We start from the raw sequence: 16,579 nt of genomic DNA on the forward strand, positions 1-16,579 counted from the left end.
GCTGCCTACCATCCTCTGCTGACACACCTGATGTCGAACCAGCAGGCCAGACCCGCGCCCAGCACTGTCCCCTGCCCGGAGCTCAATCCTCGTCGCTGGCCTCGGGCCGCCAAGCGCGCAGCAGCGCCTCGACGGGAAGCCCTGTGTCCGGCGCCGCCAGTCGGCAGACCGGCATGGAACTCGTCGCGGTATCGAGGAGTTGCTCGGCGATCAGGTGAGGAACGAGCAGAGCGGCGGTGGCCTCGGGCCAGTTCACCGCGACCTGGTACGTGGCAATCACCGCGGACTCCCACATGCTGAGCGAGTCCGCGGCCTTCTCCTCGTTCGGCTCGCGGACGAGGAGCGGGAGCTTGACCGCGATGAGCTGTCGCGGGGCCTCGCTGTACTGCGAGACCCGGGCCCGGGCGTCCGAGACCCAGCCTGCCACGAGACCGTCGAAGGTGGCCTCGGCTTCCGGACGGCCCTTACGCCGCCGCCCGAAAGCATCGCTCACCACCGATGCGACGGCCCAGTCGTGCTCCTCCAGACGACGCCAGGACCACGCGGCCCGGCGCTCCCACGCGTACCAGGCACGCCGCACCACCTTGGGCGCGTCCTCGCCGAGGCCCGCGAACTCCTGACCGGGCGTGAATTCCGGCTCCGACAACAGCCGAACGGCCGCGGCCTCCACCAGGTTGGGCGGCTGGACCAGGGCGGCGAACGCCCATCGCTCCTGCTCGATGACCTCGGTGAGCCGGGCCTGCAACGGCTCGGCCCAGGGGCGAAGGTCAGGGAACGCCAGCAGTGCCTCGTTGCTGCGGATCATGCAGGTGTGCAGGCGCCGCCAGTGCTCCAGCCGTCCCAGCCGGAACTCCCGGGCCCTGGAGAAGCGCTGCCATTCCTCGTCGTCCAAGTCTTCGGCCTCCGACTCCTCCTTCTGGACACCGTCGCCGGCGTGCGCCTCGCTGTATCCCGTCCGCGGGTAATCGCCGGTCGCGAGAGCCAGGGCGGCGTCCGCCTGCGCGGCCTCGTGTTCCGGGTCGGGTTCCCGGTCCAGCCAGACCTTGAGAGAGTCCACGTCGATGACCGCAGCCCCGCGCTTCAGCAGCGGGCTGTCGGTCGGCAGCGACCAGCGGCAGCTGCCGCACAGCCGGCCGGCCGCCTCACGCAGCGGAACCTCGACACGAACGACCGACGAGGCTGAGCGCAGACTCCCGCAGTCCTCCGTGCCGTGGAGCTTTCCCTTGCCCGTCACGGAGGAATGACAGGCAATGACAACGTCCCCGGTGTCGCCGAGCGGGACCTCGGACGTGAACGTGTGGCCGAGCGGAACGACACGGACTGAGGCGGTAGTCAGCGGCATGTGGGAAGGCTGACGGCACCCACTGACAGCCGCCCCGTCTCCGGCAAACCACACACAGCGCAGACATCCGCGACCGATAATGCCGGAGCCACGGCTAGGCCAAGGCCTGCAGGCTACGCCGCCACAGGCATGTCACCCTCGCCGTCGTCCCCGCGGAAGCTCAGCCGGCCGGTTTCAGCGCGGTCGAGGGCCCTTGCCAGTGCACGAACAGCCTCGTCGGCGGAGTCCTTGAAGAGGTGGCCGTAGAGGTTGATGGTGGTGGCGAGGGTGGCGTGGCGCAGGGTCTTGGAGACGATGGCCAGCGGGACGCCTTCGGCGATCATGATGCTGGCCGCCGTGTGCCGCAGGTCGTGCAGGCCGATCCTGGGAAGCCCGAGCTCGGCGGTGCGTTTGCGGAGCTGGTCGAGGATCCACTGCGGCCGCAGCGGCGTACCGCCGGGGCGGGCGAAGACGAGGCCCTCCAACCGGCCGTCGGGGTGGGCGGCCATCTGGATGGCGGCCTGGCGGTGGAGGGCGGCCATGACTCTGGGGGAGAGGCTGGTCCAGGCGCGGCTGGCCTCGGTCTTGGGCTCGCGGAGGTGGATCTTCCCGTTGTCGATGGCGGCGAGGGTCCGGCGGACGAAGAGCTTGCGGTCCATGAGGTGGACGTCCGACCAGTGCAGGGCGAGGATTTCACCGCGGCGCATCCGGGACTCGATCAGTCCGTTGGACAGGCCGGTGATCAGCGCGGAGCGGATGGCGTCGTAGTGGCGTGTGATCGTGCGCTGGAGATCGAAGAAGGCGGGGATCCGGCAGCGGCGGGCCCAGCCGATCCAGGCGTCCAGGGCCTTGAGAGCCGCGGTTGGGCGGCGCTTGGCCAGGACGAAGACGGCCCGTAGGGCTTCCTTCAGCCGCCAGGCGCGGTGGAGCCGGGGGTCGGTGGCCGCGATCCAGGCCAGCTTGGCCGCCTGGCGGTCGATCAGGTCAGCGCACCCACACATGCGGCAGGAGAGCCTGATAACGGGCATCCATGTACGAACCTGAACCTGACGGGGCGTCGCGCTGGTTCGAGCCCTGCCGGCCATGACTGTTCATAGCGAGTGCCAACTCCTAATGATTTCAGTGAAGTTGAGAAACAAAGAAGCCGAGACCTTGAGGTCTCGGCTGCCGACACTACTTGACTGGGGGTCAAGGGGTCGCAGGTTCAAATCCTGTCGTCCCGACAGTATGTCGAAAGGCCGTTGGCTGGGAGAGATCCCAGGTCAGCGCGGCCTTTTGTGTGACATGGCGTCAGAATCGACAAGCAGTTGTTCGCATGCGGTTGGGGACCAGTTGGGGACCAAGTGGTCTCGAAGTGGTCGCGTCCGGAGGTTGGGGGTCTCTCTCTGGCCTCACGCCAGAGGCGTCGCGCGGCACCTTTCGGACGCCTCCGCAGGCCCGTTCGGGAACCTGCCTGCGACCCCTGATCATCTACGCACGGTGACCATCGGTGTGACCGCGTGAGTGGGAGAATCGGCCGACGACCAGGAGCGCGCGGGGGCGCAGGGTGCTGGCAGGCGAATTCCGGTACAAGGGAGCCGGTCCACTGTTGGGCGCCCGACGGCCCGGCGAGCTGGGGCCCTTCGGACCGTACGGATCGGGCGACCAGGCCCGACTCGGCGGCTGGTGGCCCGGCTCCTCGCGCACAGGCAGGAGGGGTGGACGTGACCTCCGCATCGGTTCACGGATATCCGTGAACGCGGGCGCTCGTGCGGTGCGGGGAACGAGCATCCCGGGATGACTTCGAGCACGCTGACCATGGCCGAGCCGATGCCTCGGTCGTCCACCGGCGGGGTAGTCTTCCGGCTGCTGCGCACTCTCGGCGACCCCGGTCCGGCCCGGGGGCCGAGGACGTCACCGTCGTCGGGCGGATCTCCTGGTGCCCTCGGTGCATCGTCTCGCCGATGCCATGTCTGCAGCGATCGGTTGACCTGACGATCCGCTCCGCCTGTCCGCCTCGCCACCACTCGGCTGTGGTCCTGGCGCGACGAAGACAGTGACGACACCTACTGGGTGCGCCACCTGGCCCGGTGCGTCGAATCCACCGCCGGGCCCTGATCCCTCGTGTCATCGGCTCTGCCGGCGACCTGCCCGACCTGGTCGGTGACGGGGCAGCGCGGTATCCGTACGGTTCGACGTCCCGATGCCCAGTAGCCCCCGGAAGATAGGGTTCGGTTCATGGAGTTCCAGGTCCTCGGCCCCGTGTCGGTCAGCGGGAACGACGGGCCGTTGCCGCTCGGGCCCGCCAAGCGGCGCAGCCTGCTCGCGATGCTGTTGCTGCGGGCCAATGTCGCGGTCTCCGTGGACACACTCACCGAGGCGCTGTGGGACGACGAACCCCCGCTGCACGCCCGTACCGTGATCCAAGGCCATGTCTCGCGCCTGCGGGCACTGTTGGCGGCCGTCGACGCATCGGCGTACGGCGTCGAGCTGAGCACGCGCGGCGCCGCGTACCACCTGGAACTGCCGGAGACGCTGCTCGACGCCCACCGCTTCGAGGGTCTGGTGGCGCTCGCCCGCCGCGCCACCGACCCCGGTGACAGGGCCGCGCTGCTCACCGAGGCGCTCGCCCTGTGGCAGGGCCCCGCGCTGGCCGGCGCCTACCCGTCGCCGCTGCTGCGCTCCGCCGCGCACACCTTGGACGAGGCGCGGCTCGCCGCGGTCGAGCTGCTCGCCGACACGTACGTCCTGGGTGGTGAACACGAGCGCGCTGTCCAGCTGTTGCGGCCGGAGACCGGGGCCCATCCGCTGCGCGAGCCGCTGGCCGCCCGGCTGGTCGAGGCGCTGCACCGCGCGGGGCGTTCCTCGGAGGCCCTGGACGCCTACCACCGCGCCCGCCAGGTTCTCGCCGACGAGCTCGGCGTCCGTCCGGGCGCCGAGCTGACCGCCGCCTTCACCCTCGCCCTCGGCCCCGACCGTGTCCCCGCGGTCCGGGCCGATACGCCCCAACCCGCCCCGGACCCGGTGCAGGTCCGGCCCAACCTGCTGCCTCGTACCCCGCGTGGATTCCACGGCCGCACCGCCGAGAGCGCCGCGCTGACCGCGGCCGCGGCCGGACCTGACGGGCCGGTCGTCGTGGTCACCGGGCCCGCCGGGGTCGGCAAGACCGCACTGACCGTGCACTGGGCGGCCGGCCGGCGCTCCGACTTCCCCGACGGGACGCTCTACGCCGATCTGCGCGGGTTCAGCGACACCTCGGACCCCGAACCGGCCGAGCTGCTGCGGGAGTTCCTCGTCGCTCTCGACGTTCCACCGCGCCGGATGCCCGAGTCGGCGGACGCCGCCGGTGCCCTGTTTCGCGAGCTCACCGCCGAACTGCAGCTGCTCGTCGTCCTCGACAACGCCCGTACCTCCGCCCAGGTGCGCCCGCTGCTGCCCACGGGACCCGGCTGCGTCACCGTCGTCACCAGCCGTGCCCGCCTCGCCGGTCTCGTCGCCTCCGACGCCGCCCGCGTCGTCGCCCTCGACGTCCTCGCCACCGACGACAGCGTGGCCCTGCTCACCCGTGTCCTCGGCGAACACCGCACTGCCGCCGAACCCCAAGCGGCCCGCCGTACAGCCGAGTTGTGCGGCGGGCTGCCGCTCGCGCTGCGGGTTGCCGCCGCTCGGCTCGTGGAACTCCCCGCCCTCGGCCTCGCCTCCCTCGCCGACCGGCTCGCCGACGAGCGCCAGCGGCTCGCGCTGCTCGCCGCCGAGGACATCGGCGTCGCCTCCGCGCTGCGGCTCACCACCGCCCACCTCCCCGCCGACGCAGCGCAGCTGTTCACCGCGCTCGGCCATCACCCGGGCACACACGTCGACCGGTTCAGCGCCGCTGCGCTCGCCGGCACGTCCCCGCCGGATGCGGCCCGCGCCCTCGAACGCCTGGTCGCCGCGCACCTGATCACGGAGACCGCCCCCGGCTGCTACGTCCTGCACGATCTGGTCCGGCTCTACGCGCGTGGCCAGAGCCACGACCCGGCCGCCCGCACCGCGGCCCGGCTGCGCCTGTACGACCACTGCGTGGCGACCGCGCTGTCCGCGTCCGAGGCCGCGGAACCTGGCGGGGAGCCCGCCTTCGTACAGCCCGACGACTTTCAACAGCCGCCCGCAGTGCGGGACTTCACCGGCCGCGAGGAGGCGCTCGGCTGGTTCGCCGCCGAACGCGACGACCTCGCCCTGATCGCCGCCGCGGCCCGCGCCGAGGACCGGCCCGAGCGGGCCTGGCGGATCGCCGTGACCCAGTGGCCGTTCGTGGTCTGGCGGGTCCTCGCCGACTGGGCGCCCACCCTGGAGGCCGCCCTCGCCGATGCCCGCGCCTGCGCCGACCCCTATGCGGAGGCCCGCGTCCTGACCCTGCTCGGCTGGGTGCTCGCCGAGGAGGGCCGCACCGCCGAGGCCGTCCGGCACCTGCGCGTCGCACCCGAACTCGCGGCCCGCGCAGGCGACGTACTCGGCGAGGCCACCGCCCTGGTCAACCTCGCCGCGGCCCTCCCCGACGACGAACCCGGCGCCGCCGAAACGGCCTGCACCCGAGCCCTTGCCCTCGCCACCGAGGCCGACGACGCGCACACCCGGATGCTCGCGCTCCAGCACCTGGCCCGCATCCACCTCGGCGCGGGCCGCCACCGGCAGGCGTACGAGGCGGCCGAGGTGGCGCTCGGCCTCGGCCCCGAACACGAGGCGGTCGCCCGGCGCGTGCTCCTGCGTACCTGGCAGGGCGAGGCGCTGGCCGGGCTCGGCGACACCGTGGCCGGGCGGCGCTGCCTCGCGCAGGCCGCGCTCGAGGCCGAGCAGACCGGCTACGACGCGGGCGCCGTCACCGCGCTCGACGCCCTGCTGCACATCGCCGACCAGGACGCACTGCCCGAACTGCGGCGCCGGCACGCGGCGGCACACGCCAGGATCCGGGAGCGTTAGCGGGGCGTTAGCGCCGCCGCCGCGCTCGTTAGTGATCTGCCAGCGCGCCGCAACACCCTCGTTCGTGTAAGGGGAAACGACCTCGTGCAGGATCGCGACCCACGAACGAGAACCGGGGGAACCAGCCATGCGCACCACCACCCGTCCCGCCCTGCTCGCCGTCGGCGCCGTCGCCACGCTCGCCCTGTCCCTGACCGCCTGCAACGACGGCAGCGGCACGCAGGACAGCGGCGCAGCCGGCACCAGCGCATCATCAGCCACCCCGTCGGGTTCCACCTCCACCTCGGCGTCGGCGTCGGCGCCGGCTGCGGCCTCGGCGTCGTCAGGAGGCAGGACGAGCACGAGCGGTGGAGGCAGTTCGTCCTCCGGCACTGGCGGGGGCGGCGTCACCGCGGCCTGCACGACCAAGAACACCTCGGTGACGTTCCTCCAGTCCTCGGGCCATGCCAGTGACGCGCAGCCCGCCGCCGCGACCCTCAAGATCACCAACAGCTCGGGTGCCCCCTGCACCATCGTCGGCCCGACGACCGTGGTCGCCGACGACGACCAGGGCAAGGCGGGCCCGGTCTCGGGGGACAACTCCAAGGACGGCTCGGGAGCGGTCGATGTCCCGGCGGGCGCCGCGGTGGTGGCGGACGTGCTGTACAACGACGTGAACGGCGAGGGCACCAAGTCGGCCCGTTACACCTGCCCGGTGCAGGCGTCCCACGTCAAGGTCGCGCTGCCCAAGGACGCGGGCACCACGGTGAACGTGATGAAGGCGAACGGCTCGCCGGGCGGCGTCTTCAGCGTCTGCGGCACAGACTTCAAGGTCGGAGCCTTCGCGGCACGGTAGAGCTTGGCGCAGGCCCGTCGTTCGCACAATCCTGGACATGACGGCGTGGATCAGGTTCAGGTTCAGGTACTGCCGCCGGCGGTGTGAACGGGCGACATCAGGGTCCGGTGCAGGTGCCGGGCCGATGACGTCGGCAGCGGGCCGGGGTCGGCTTGCTCGTCGGGTGGTGGGGGAGAATCGGCGGGCCGAGTCGGCGTGATCGGCCGGCGACGTACAACAAGGACAAGGCGGGCGGGATGAGCGAGCACGGCCGACGGCGGCGTCACCGTACGGTGGACCGGGTCGTGTGGATCCTGGAGGCCGCCGCGCGGGCGCCGGGCGGGGTGACCGTGGCCGAGTTGGCGCGGATGGTCGGGGCGCCGGCGAGTTCGGTGCAGGATCTGGTCAACGGACTTGTCGCGACGGGGTTTCTGCTGGAACAGCGCCGGCGCTACCGGCTCGGGCCCGCCCCGCACGTCCTCAACCTCATCGCCGGCCGGGTCGTTCCGCGGATCGGCCAGGCCGAGCTCAACGAGCTGAGCCGCGTCGCGGGTACCCCGGTGCTGCTCACCGTACGGGTCGGGCTCGACGCCGTGCACCTCGCGCGCGGCGGCGAGGACGAGATCCCCCGCCTCGTGCCTCTCGCCGACGAGCACATGGCCCGGCCGCTCCTGCGCACCGCCGCGGGCCGTCTGCTGCTGGCTCTCACCGACGAGGCGGAGCGCCGTGGGCTGCTCGACGAGCTCGCCCGCCACGACCCCGAGGCGGTCGCCGAGTTCCGCCGCGCTCTTCCGGGGATCCGTGCGTCGCGGATCAGCCGCAGTGAGGGTCTGGCCGATCCCGAGGTCAGCGCGCTCGCGATCCCCGTCACTGACGGCCCCGTCGTCACGGGTGCCCTCGTTCTGACGCGCCGGCGTCGTGGCCGCTCGGAGCGGCTGAGTCTGGACCGGGCGGCGGCCCGGCTCCTCGCGCACATCCAGGAGGGGTGGACGTGACGTCCGCATCGGTTCACGGATATCCGTGAACGCGGGCGCTCGTGCGGTGCGGGGAACGAGCATCCCGGCATGACTTCGAACACGCTGACCACGGCCGAGCCGACGCCTCCGTCGTCCACCGCCGAGATCGTCTCCCGGTTGCTGCACACTCTCGGCGACCCCGATCCGGCCCGGGGAGCCGAGGACGTCACCGTCGTCGGGGCGGATCCCCTGGTGCCCTCGGTGCATCGCCTCGCCGATGCCATGTCTGCCGCGATCGGTGTCTTCGGGCGGCAGACGGCGGCGGTCGGCGAACAGCGCGGCCACCCGCACCAGAGGGTTCAGGTGCAGGCCGGGGCCGCGATCGACCAGCTCATGGCGACGTATCACACGACGCTCTCGGGACGCCCGCTCGTCTCTCTCCTCGACGATCCGACCCTGCTCGGCAACAGCGACTTCTACCGGGCGCGCGACGGCCGGTGGATCTTCATCATCACCACCTATCCGCATCTGCGGGACGCGGTCCACTCCGTGCTGAGGTGCGGGCTCGACAAGGTGGGGATCGCGCAGGCGGTGGCCGGCTGGGATGCCTTCACGCTGGAGGAGGCCGTCTGCGCGCGGGGCGGCGTCGCCTGCGTGGTGCGCAGCCGGGACGAGTGGCTCGCGCACCCCGCAGGGCGCCATGTCGCGCAGCGCCCGGTCGTCGAGATCGAACGCGTCGGTGACGGACCGGTCCGGCCGCTGGAGCCGATCGGAGCGGCCGATGAGGCGCTTGCGGGCGTACGGGTGCTCGATCTCACCCATGTCATCGCAGGTCCCGTCGCGGCGCGGCTCCTCGCCCAGTTCGGCGCCGACGTGCTGCACCTGTCGCGTCCCGACCGCCCCGACCCGATCCCGATGATCGCGATGACCGGCGGCGGCAAGCGCAACGCCTACTGCGACCTGCGCGACGATCACGACCGTGCGGCCTTCCACGACGCGCTCAAGGACGCGGACGTCTTCGTCCACGCCTACCGGGGACTTGCCCGGCACGGGGCGTCGACCGAGGAACTCGTCCGGCGCCGCCCCGGACTCATCACCCTCGAATACCACGCCTGGGGCGCCGACGGCCCCTGGGGCGAACGCGGCGGGTTCGACCAACTCGCCTGCTCGGCCACCGGATTCGCCGTCGAGGAGTGGACCGACCGGCCGTCGCTGCCGCCGACGTACCTGCTCAACGACTACCTCGCCGCCTACCTCGGGGCTGCCGCCGTCGCAACGGTCCTGCGCCGACGTGCGGCGGAGGGCGGCTCGTGGCGGATCCGCGTGACCTTGGCCGGGGTGTGTCACTGGGTGCAGGAACTCGGTCTGCTCGCGCGGGAGGACGTACTGGGCCTGCCCCGGCCCGGGCGCGCGCCGCTCGCCGCGCTGTCGACCACGGGGACCGACTTCGGCCTGCTCACCGAACCGGCGACACCGTTCGCGTACAGCGGGCGCACGGTCCCCCAGCCTGGCTGGCGGTCCCCGCTCGGGTCTGCTGCGCTCCAGTGGAGCTAGGCCGCTTCCAGGCAACCAGCCCTGGCGACTGAAACCGCTGCCCCAGGCCGGCCGATGCGGCGAGTTCCACCGCATCTGCCCCTTCGGCACCACGTGTCCGCCGCCGCCCGTACCGCACCACCGTTCATCCACCCCACCCGATACCCCAGGAGGCACAGGAAGATGTCCGAGAAGCCGAGCGGCCCGTCCGGCCGAGGACTCCTCGCCGGAGTCCGCGTCATCGAACTGGCCAGCGTGATCATGGCTCCGTACGCCGCCCAGCAACTCGGAGACCTGGGCGCCGACGTGATCAAGGTCGAGCCGCCCACCGGTGACATGACGCGCCACTACCCGCCGCAGCGCCACCCCGGCATGGGCGGCGCGGCACTCAACCTGAACCGCAACAAGCGCAGCGCCGCCATCGACCTCAAGGCCCCGTACGGCCGCGACGCCCTGCTCGCCCTCCTGCGCACCGCCGACGTCCTCATCACCAACCTGCGCCCGCAGGCCCTGGAGAAGCTCCGCCTCGGCTACCACGACGTCGCGGCCGTCAACCCCGGCCTGATCTACGCCAACGCCCAGGGCTTCCGCAGCAACAGCCGCTACGGCACCCACGCCGCGTACGACGACATCATCCAGGCGGCCAGCGGCCTGGTCTGGCTCAACCACCAGGTCTCCGGCCAACCCCACTACGTTCCCACCGTGCTGGCCGACAAGATCTGCGGCATGCAGATCGCCCAGTCGGTACTGGCCGCGCTGCACTACCGGGAGCACGGCGGCACCGGACAACACATCGAGGTCCCGATGGCCGACACCATGCTCGCCTTCAACCTGGTCGAGCACCTGGGCGCGGCCGCCCTGGAGGCCGACGGGGCGTTCGGCTCGCCGCGCTCGCTCAGCCCGCAGCGCCGCGCCCTGCGCACCGCCGACGGCTGGATGTGCATCCTGCCGCAGAGCGACCGCAACTGGCGGGACTTCACCGCCTTCGTGGGCCGCCCCGAACTGGCCGCCGACCCGCGCTTCGCCACCGGCCCCGACCGGGCCCGCAACGCCGACGCGTTCTATCCGCTGCTCACGGAGCTGTCACCGCGTCACACCAGTGCCGAGTGGCAGGAGTTCTGCGACCGGGTGGGCATCGCCGCCGCCCCCGTGCTCGACCTGGCCTCGGCCGCCACCACCGCCTACGCCCGCGAGGGCGGCCTGCTGCGCGAGGCCGACCACCCCACCGAGGGCCGCTACCAGGCCATCGGCCTCCCGGTGCGCTACTCGGCAGACCCGGAGCCGGAGCTACGGCCCTGCCCGGCCATCGGCCAGCACACCGAGGAGGTCCTCCGCGAAGCCGGCTTCGACCCCTCCCTGCTGCAGCCGACAGGCTGACCGAACTTCCGTACCGAAGAGAACGCTCACTCACCAGCCCAGGAGCGAACGATCCATGTCGCCTTCAACGCTTTCACCGATGGCATTCCCCGACGTCGTCCTGCCCGAATCGGCCTGCCGACTCCGTGCCGAGGTCCGCGCCTTTCTCGACGAGGAGCGCGCCCGCGGCACCGTACTCGGCCGTCCCGACTCCTGGTTGGCCGGCTGGGACCCCGACTTCAGCCGCCGCCTCGCGGAGCGCGGCTGGGTCGGCATGGCCCTGCCCGTCGATTACGGCGGCGCCGGCCGCGGCTTCCTGGAGCGCTACGTGGTGATCGAGGAACTGCTCGCCGCCGGCGCCCCGGTCAGCGCCCACTGGGTCTCCGACCGGCAGGCCGGCCCGTCCATCCTCCAGCACGGCACCGAGGAGCAACGCCGCTTCTTCCTGCCCCGGATCGCCGCCGGGCAGTACTTCTTCTCCATCGGCATGAGCGAGAAGAGCAGCGGCTCCGATCTCGCCTCGGTCGCCACCCGCGCCGAACGGACCGCCGACGGCTGGCGGTTGACCGGCACCAAGATGTGGACCGGCGGCGCTCACGTCAACGACTACGCCATCGTCCTCGCCCGCACCGATGAGGCCGAGGACAGGCACGCCGGCCTCAGCCAGTTCATCGTCGACCTGCGTGCCCCGGGCGTGCGGGTCGAGCCGATCCGGCTGATGAGCGGCGAGCACCGCTTCAACGCCGTCCACCTCGAAGGCGTCGACGTCCCCGACGGCATGCTGCTCGGGCAGCGGGGCGACGGCTGGAAACAGGTCACCGGCGAACTCGCCTTCGAACGCAGCGGCCCCGAACGCTATCTGTCCACCTTCCCCCTGCTGGTCTCCCTGCTCCGCGAACTGGAGCAGCGCTCCGCGACAGCCGAACAACTCACCCAGGTGGGCATTCTGGTGGCACGTCTGCACGGCATCCGCCGGCTGTCCCTCGGTGTGGCCGCCGCCCTGGACACCGAAGCCTCGCCCGACACCCAGGCCGCCCTGGTCAAAGACCTCGGCACCCGCCTGGAGGGCACCCTGGTCGACACCGTCCGCAGCGTCCTACCGACCCCCGCCGACCCGCACGCCACCCCCGGTACCCACCCGGAACTGCTCGCCTTCGCCCTGCTGCACAGCCCCGGCTACACGCTGCGCGGCGGCACCAACGAGATCCTTCGCGGCATCATCACTCGCGGTCTGGAGCAGCACCGATGAACACCCACACGATCGACACCAGCGCCCCCGTCATCTCCGCCGACGCCTACGACACCACCGCCTTCTACGCCGATGCGGACTCCATCGCCGTCGTCACCAACACGACGGCCCCGGACGCCGTGGCCCTCCCCTCCCTGGACGCCTCGACCGCCGAACTCCTCGCCGCCGCCCGGGAGGCAGGACGCCGCGCCGTCCCCACCCCTCTCGCCGAGACCGCCCTGGTCGCCCGCCCGCTGCTGCACCGCGTCGGCCTCCCCGTCCCCGACGGCCCGCTCAGCTACGCCATCGCCCCCGAGCTGACGGTCCGTTACGCCCGTCCGGCCGTCGCCTCCGCCGTCGGTTCGGCCGGCTGCCTGGGCGACGACGACACCCTGCTGGTCACCGGCACCCTGCGCCGCGTCCCCTGGGCCCGCACCGCCACCGCCGTCATCGTCCTGGCCACCGCCCCCTCCGGTCCTGTCCTGTTCACCCTCACCCCGGACCAGGCCGTCCTCACCCCCGGCGGCAACCTCGCCGAGGAACCCCGCGACAACCTGCACCTCGCCGCCCTCAAGATCCCCGCCTCGCAGGTCCGCCGGATCTCCCCGGAACTGCTCGACGAGGCCCGGCTCCGCGCAGCCCTGGCCCGGGCCGCCCTGATCGCCGGAGCCGCCGAACGCTGCGTAGAACTGACGGTCGCCCACACCACGGCCCGCACCCAGTTCGGCCGTCCGCTCAGCCGCTTCCAGGCCGTCAAGCAGGAGGAGGCACGGCTCATCGAGGAGGCCGCCCTGGTACGCGCCGCCGTCCAAGCCGCCGCCACCCCCCTGGACACCGGCGGGGCGGCCGCCCACTTCGCCGTCGCCGCCGCCAAGACCCAGGCATCCGCCTCGGCCGCCGAGATCGCCCGCATCGCCCACCAACTCCACGGCGCCATAGGCATCACCCAGCTCAACCCGCTCCACCTCGCCACCACCCGCCTGTGGTCCTGGCGGGACGAGGACGGTAACGAAGCCACCTGGGCGCCTGCCCTGGCCCGGTCCGTCACCGCCGCCACCCTCTGGCCCGCCCTCACCACCACACCCTGACCCCTCGCCCCCGCGCCTGTCGTCAATCGACCGAATGACGGCAGGCGCCGCGCATCCGCTGGGGCGCCGTTACCGCCGCCCACAGATCGAGCGGGCGGTGGACGAGGATGGCCGCTGGCCGCACGTGAGGGACGGACTCGTCCCGGTGCTGGCTGGGCCTCGCCCCCCGCCGCTACTCCTGGAGTCCGTCGAGGTCTCGGCCGAGTGACGGGGGAGGGCTCGGGATGGGCCTGGCCGTTCTGGAGACGCTCGCCGTCGGCTACCCGGCCCCGATCCACGATCGCTGGCCGGGTGAGCCGTGCGGCTACGACGCGGAGGACCCCGTAGTCCGGCGGCCGGACGAGGAGGCGAAGACGTCCCTCCTCGCCAAGGGTGTGTACGCCCGCCGGATGTAGCCCTGACCACCGAACCGGTCCCGTTCGTGCGGCCTGCAGCGGTGATCGGTTGGCAGCTCGCCGGCCAGGGCTCTTGTCGTGTCTCAGATCTCGCCGAGGGGGACGTTCGGGTCCGCCAGGCGGTCGGCGTCCACCACGCGCTTGGAGACGATCAGTTCGCGGATCGGGTCGGTGACGTCCCAGAGGTTCATGTTCATACCGGCGAGGACCCGGCCGTCCTTGAGCCAGAACGCGATGAACTCGTTGGCCTTCACGTCCCCTCGGAACACGACCCGGTCGTAGCCGTCGGGCTCGACGTAGCCGAGGTATTCCATGCTCAGTTTGTCCCGCGACGCCACCGGCTCGTTAGGATGCCGGGGTGTCCACTCGGCATCGGTGAAGAAGTACGGCACCCGGTCGTAGACCGCGTCCGACCGCCCGAGCATCGCCCGGGCGGCGGTCTGCGGCTGGTTGAGGGCGTTGGCCCAGTGCTCGACCCGGATGTGCCGCTCGAACAGCGGGTGGAAGGCGTTGGCGACGTCGCCGGCCGCGTAGACGTCCGGGTCGGAGGTGCGCAGGTGCTGGTCGGTCTTGATCCCGTTGTCGACCTCCAGCCCGGCCGCCTCGGCGAGCCCGGCGGCGGGCGTGATGCCGATGCCGATCACGACCGCGTCGGCGGCCACCTCGGTGCCGTCGCCGAGCTTCACGCCGCTCACCGTGCCGTCGGCACCGGTCAGTTCGGTGACCTGGACGCCGAAGCGCAGGTCCACGCCGTGGTCGCGGTGCAGGTCGGCGAAGACCTGGGCGACCTCCCGGCCCAGCACCCGCAGCAGCGGCAGCTCCATCGCCTCCAGGACGGTCACCTCGGCGCCCGCCGTGCGGGCGGCGGCCGCCACCTCCAGGCCGATCCAGCCCGCGCCGATCACCGCGATCCGGGCGCCCGGGCGCAGCGCCTCCTTGATCCGGTCGCTGTCGTCGACCCGGCGCAGGTAGAGCACGCCGTCCTGGTCCGCGCCGGGCACCGGCAGCCGGCGCGGCACCGAGCCGGTGGTCAGCAGCAGTTTGGCGTACTCCACCTGGCCGTCGTCGGTGAGCGTCACGGTGTGTCCGGCCGGGTCGATCGCGGCCACCGCGATGCCCAGGCGCAGCGTCACGTCGTGCTCGGCGTACCACTGCGGCGGGTGGACGTACATCTTCTCCCGGGACTCCTTGCCGAGCAGGTAGCCCTTGGACAGCGGCGGCCGCTCGTACGGGCGCTCGTGCTCCTCTCCGATCAGGACGATGCCGCCCCGGTACCCGGCCTCGCGCAGTGCCTCGGCCGCCTTGGCGCCGCCCAGGGACGCCCCGACGATCACGATCGGACGCTCCCGCCCCTGTCCCGCTCCGGTTTCCGTGCCCGCCATGCTCAACTCCTCGCTCTCCGCCGCAGATCAGGCCCCAGCGTGCCGCCGTGCGGGTGGCGTGTCGAGACGGCGACGGGCGCGCCGCGCCATGCTCGCCCGTTCGGGTGAATGTGCGGTCCTGCGGCCGAACGTGCGGTCCTGGCGGCGGAACGCGCCGCGCTACGGCGTCATCGCCTCCCTGACCAGGGCGGTGTCGGTGAACTGTTCGAAGCGGACGATCCGGCCGCCGCGCACGGTGAAGTGGTGGGCGACCCGGACCGCGAGCGGCTTTCCGGTGGCCTTGTGGACGGCCGTGTAGCGGGCCAGGACCACCACGTTCTCGCCGTCCACCACATAGCGGTCGTCGTGCGCCGTCCAGTCGTCCCACTCGGCGGACAGGCGCTCCATGACGTTGGCGGTGACGCCCTTCGGGGTGCGGTAGGTGCCGGCCAGCGGGAAGCCGGCCATCTCGGTCCACTCGACGTCCTCGGCGAGGGTGGCGCGCAGCGCGGACAGGTCGCCCCGGGCGGAGGCCAGGTAATGGCGGCGGACCACGTCGGCGGGGGCGGCGGACTCGGCGAAGGTGGCGACGTCCCGAGGGATCTCGATCATCGCGCGCTCAACCCCAGGTCATCTCGCCCATGGCGACCTTGGTGCCGATGTCGACCGCGATCCTCAGCCCGAGCTCCGGGAAGCGCCGCTCCAGCGCCTCCTTGGCGGCGGCCGCGTCCGCCGCCCGGCCGAGCTCGGTCTCGAAGGCGCGCAGGTAGGCGCGGGTGTGGTCGATGGCGTTCAGGTCGGTTGGCGCGTCGGCGATCCGGTGGCCGGCCGCCACCCAGGTCGGGTGGAGCGCCTCGATGCCGTCCACCAGGTCGATCCAGGCGGCCCGCTGGGCGGGAGTGGGGGTGTCGGCCGTCCACACGTGCAGGCCCTCGAAGAGCAGCACCCCGCCGAGCACCGCGCCGTGGTGGTGCTGCCACAGGTAGTGCCGGTCGGGCAGGTGGAAGTCGGCACCGCGCACCTCGAACCGGTGCCCTTCGAAGACGAGTTCGTCGCCGGGCAGCACCTCGGGCCGGACCAGCCGGGTGGGCAGCTCGGGGCCGAGGTGGGACCAGGCGCGCAGCTTGGCGTCGAAGGTCTCCTGGATGTGCTCCACGGTCGAGGAGGTGGCCAGGAAGCGGGCCTGCGGGAAGGCGTCCTGGACCTCCTGGGCGCCGAAGTAGAAGTCCGGGTCACCGTGGCTGATGAAGACGGTGGTCAGCCGCTTGCCGCTGGCGCGCACCCGCTCGACCAGGCGGCGCCCGTCGGAGCGGGTGAACCCGGCGTCCACCAGCAGGGCGTTGTTCGGGCCGGTGACCAGGACGGAGGTCTTGTTGAGCGAGCTGTCGGGGCTGTCGATGACCTCGAAGTCGAGAGCGCTCATGCGCCCACCTCGCTCCGCTCGGCGAGCGCTTCGCGCAACGCGCACCTTTCGATGATTCGCTCACTTCGCTCGCTCATGCGCCCACCTCGCTCCGCTCGGCGAGCGCTTCGCGCAACGCGCACCTTTCGATGATTCGCTCACTTCGCTCGCTCATGCGCCCACCTCG

Annotated in this window: 12 protein-coding genes and 1 pseudogene; 8 read left to right on the forward strand and 5 right to left on the reverse strand. The window is 72.2% G+C overall.

The window, feature by feature from the left end; genetic code table 11:
- Nucleotides 1-82 precede the first annotated feature (82 nt).
- Both ACFQ87_RS27080 and ACFQ87_RS27085 read right to left on the reverse strand, forming a co-directional pair.
- A complete protein-coding gene (locus ACFQ87_RS27080) occupies nucleotides 83-1,234 on the reverse strand; it encodes a hypothetical protein (RefSeq protein ID WP_380613428.1) in 1,152 nt (383 codons plus the stop codon).
- 221 nt (nucleotides 1,235-1,455) lie between these two features.
- Nucleotides 1,456-2,307, reverse strand: a pseudogene (locus ACFQ87_RS27085) (tyrosine-type recombinase/integrase); the annotation flags it as partial.
- Between the two features lie 1,231 nt (nucleotides 2,308-3,538).
- On the opposite strand from ACFQ87_RS27085, the gene ACFQ87_RS27090 reads away from it, so the two are divergent.
- From ACFQ87_RS27090 to ACFQ87_RS27125, 8 genes are all read left to right on the forward strand, one after another.
- On the forward strand, nucleotides 3,539-6,259 hold the full coding sequence (locus tag ACFQ87_RS27090; protein ID WP_380613429.1) for a BTAD domain-containing putative transcriptional regulator: 2,721 nt from the start codon (nucleotides 3,539-3,541) through the stop codon (nucleotides 6,257-6,259).
- A 127-nt stretch (nucleotides 6,260-6,386) separates the two neighbouring features.
- On the forward strand, nucleotides 6,387-7,094 hold the full coding sequence (locus ACFQ87_RS27095) for a DUF4232 domain-containing protein (protein WP_380613430.1): 708 nt from the start codon (nucleotides 6,387-6,389) through the stop codon (nucleotides 7,092-7,094).
- Between the two features lie 236 nt (nucleotides 7,095-7,330).
- Nucleotides 7,331-8,068 carry a helix-turn-helix domain-containing protein gene (locus ACFQ87_RS27100; RefSeq protein WP_380613431.1) on the forward strand — a complete coding sequence of 246 codons (738 nt, stop codon included), beginning with the start codon at nucleotides 7,331-7,333 and terminating at the stop codon, nucleotides 8,066-8,068.
- 69 nt (nucleotides 8,069-8,137) lie between these two features.
- Complete coding sequence (locus ACFQ87_RS27105) at nucleotides 8,138-9,583, forward strand: CoA transferase (protein ID WP_380613432.1); 1,446 nt, start codon at nucleotides 8,138-8,140, stop codon at nucleotides 9,581-9,583.
- Between the two features lie 162 nt (nucleotides 9,584-9,745).
- Nucleotides 9,746-10,939, forward strand: a complete 1,194-nt coding sequence (locus ACFQ87_RS27110) for a CaiB/BaiF CoA transferase family protein (protein ID WP_380613433.1) — start codon at nucleotides 9,746-9,748, stop codon at nucleotides 10,937-10,939.
- A 79-nt stretch (nucleotides 10,940-11,018) separates the two neighbouring features.
- Nucleotides 11,019-12,167 (forward strand): acyl-CoA dehydrogenase family protein, encoded by a 1,149-nt coding sequence (locus tag ACFQ87_RS27115; RefSeq protein WP_380613434.1) that lies wholly within the window; start codon nucleotides 11,019-11,021, stop codon nucleotides 12,165-12,167.
- Nucleotides 12,164-13,234, forward strand: a complete 1,071-nt coding sequence (locus ACFQ87_RS27120) for an acyl-CoA dehydrogenase family protein (protein ID WP_380613435.1) — start codon at nucleotides 12,164-12,166, stop codon at nucleotides 13,232-13,234. The genes ACFQ87_RS27115 and ACFQ87_RS27120 overlap by 4 nt, the downstream gene beginning before the upstream one ends.
- Before the next feature lie 224 nt (nucleotides 13,235-13,458).
- The gene (locus ACFQ87_RS27125) at nucleotides 13,459-13,629 is read left to right on the forward strand and encodes a hypothetical protein (protein ID WP_380613436.1); all 171 of its coding nucleotides are present in this window, start codon (nucleotides 13,459-13,461) and stop codon (nucleotides 13,627-13,629) included.
- An 83-nt stretch (nucleotides 13,630-13,712) separates the two neighbouring features.
- Here the strand turns inward: ACFQ87_RS27125 and ACFQ87_RS27130 are convergent, their stop codons facing one another.
- From ACFQ87_RS27130 to ACFQ87_RS27140, 3 genes are all read right to left on the reverse strand, one after another.
- Nucleotides 13,713-15,011, reverse strand: a complete 1,299-nt coding sequence (locus ACFQ87_RS27130) for an NAD(P)/FAD-dependent oxidoreductase (protein ID WP_380613437.1) — start codon at nucleotides 15,009-15,011, stop codon at nucleotides 13,713-13,715.
- A gap of 159 nt (nucleotides 15,012-15,170) precedes the next feature.
- The gene (locus ACFQ87_RS27135) at nucleotides 15,171-15,602 is read right to left on the reverse strand and encodes a nuclear transport factor 2 family protein (RefSeq protein ID WP_380613438.1); all 432 of its coding nucleotides are present in this window, start codon (nucleotides 15,600-15,602) and stop codon (nucleotides 15,171-15,173) included.
- 7 nt (nucleotides 15,603-15,609) lie between these two features.
- The gene (locus ACFQ87_RS27140) at nucleotides 15,610-16,413 is read right to left on the reverse strand and encodes an MBL fold metallo-hydrolase (protein ID WP_380613439.1); all 804 of its coding nucleotides are present in this window, start codon (nucleotides 16,411-16,413) and stop codon (nucleotides 15,610-15,612) included.
- Between the last annotated feature and the right edge of the window lie 166 nt (nucleotides 16,414-16,579).

It is taken from the genome of Kitasatospora sp. NPDC056531 (genome assembly GCF_042794375.1).
Taxonomy (GTDB): Bacteria; Actinomycetota; Actinomycetes; order Streptomycetales; family Streptomycetaceae; genus Kitasatospora.